1 protein-coding gene is annotated in these 1413 nt (G+C 58.6%); it reads right to left on the reverse strand.

Translation table 11 applies throughout. From position 1 onward, the window contains the following. Window positions 1-250: 250 nt before the first annotated feature. Window positions 251-1303 (reverse strand): IS110 family RNA-guided transposase, encoded by a 1053-nt coding sequence (locus EP867_RS19590; RefSeq protein WP_128491093.1) that lies wholly within the window; start codon window positions 1301-1303, stop codon window positions 251-253. Window positions 1304-1413: the final 110 nt, after the last annotated feature.

Consider the following 1413-nt stretch of genomic DNA (forward strand, 5'->3'; position numbering starts at 1 on the left):
CGGGATTGTCCGCTGTTTGCGGGCTCATAGCAGTTTGTCTTCAGTCACCGAGCTGCTTCGTTGCCGCCTTCATTTGAGAACCCTGGGGTGCATGCTTCGGTCCGTGGTCGGCGCTGCGGCCGCCAACATGATGCTGGTTCAATGCAATTCCGATATGCCCATCTCATAGGCGTGCTCAATTGGGGTCGGCAACAGTCCTGACCACGGCATTATCGGAACCGCGTCCCTCAGGGACCTCGAAGGCCTGCGATCAAGCAGGCATAGGATATGACTTCAGGCCGGAGGTCACAAAACTCTCAAACCTGAAGTCGGTATCATCTATCCACATGCGATGGAGGATGACGCCAATCCGTCGGGCGAGGGCGACCATGGCGCGCTTAGCCCCTCTTCGTCTGGCGATCTGGGCCGCCCATGTCCTAAGCCATGTTGATCTCCCGCGATGCATCATGACGGTTGCGGCCTGACACAAGGCGCGGCGCAGCGTGACATCCCCCGCCTTCGTGATCCCGCCAGAGACATCACGTTCCCCAGACTGGTTTCGCGACGGCGTGAGGCCAACCCACGGCCCGACCTTTTTCGAAGAGGTGAACCTAGCGGGATCATCGATAGCAGAACGGAAAGTCAGAGCAACAACTGACCCGATACCGGGCATGGACATCAGCCTGCGGCACACTGGATCTTCTTGTGCCAGCTGGCGCACGCAACGTTCTATTCCTACCAGTTCCTGTCGCAAGCTTGCGCGCGCCCGGAGCATTGGTTCTGTTGCAGCTTCGAGCATGGCGTTGCCGTTGGTCAGTTCTCGGATGCGAAGGTCGAACCTGCCACGGGATATGGCGCCGACCTTCAGGCCGAAGTTTCGCAGCAATCCTCGTAGAGACAATTCCAAAGCCATCATGCCCTGCTGAATGGCTTTGCGGGCGCCGAGCACGGCGCGCACTTCTTGTGCCGTGATGGACTTGCAATGCACCGGTCGGAACCACCCCAGATGAAGCAGACGCGCAATGCCTTCAGCATCACGGCGGTCGGTCTTGATCGGCATGGCCCTCAAGGCCCCCTTTACCTGTCGGGTTTCCATGAGCACCACATCCAGACCCGCACTGGTCAGGCCACGGTAAAGCCATTGTGACAACGGCCCGGCCTCTAAGCCGATGGCGGCAATCGCGCCATCTAACTGCCGAAGCCAACTTACGAGCATCTCGGGTTCGCTACGCGCTTCAGCCTCGCGCACAATCTGGCCATGCTCGCTAATGACACAGATGGCAGTCTTCGCCAGAGATACGTCCAGTCCGATAAATAACCTCATTCCTTAGCCCTCCACTCGGATCCGATACGGGAATGACGTCGGTTTATCCTCGATCGTACAGCGCCAACGGGGAGTATCGACGCAGGTCCCGTTACAGCATCTCATAACCA

Origin of the sequence: Falsigemmobacter intermedius, assembly GCF_004054105.1 — a bacterium.
Taxonomy (GTDB): Bacteria; Pseudomonadota; Alphaproteobacteria; order Rhodobacterales; family Rhodobacteraceae; genus Wagnerdoeblera; species Wagnerdoeblera intermedia.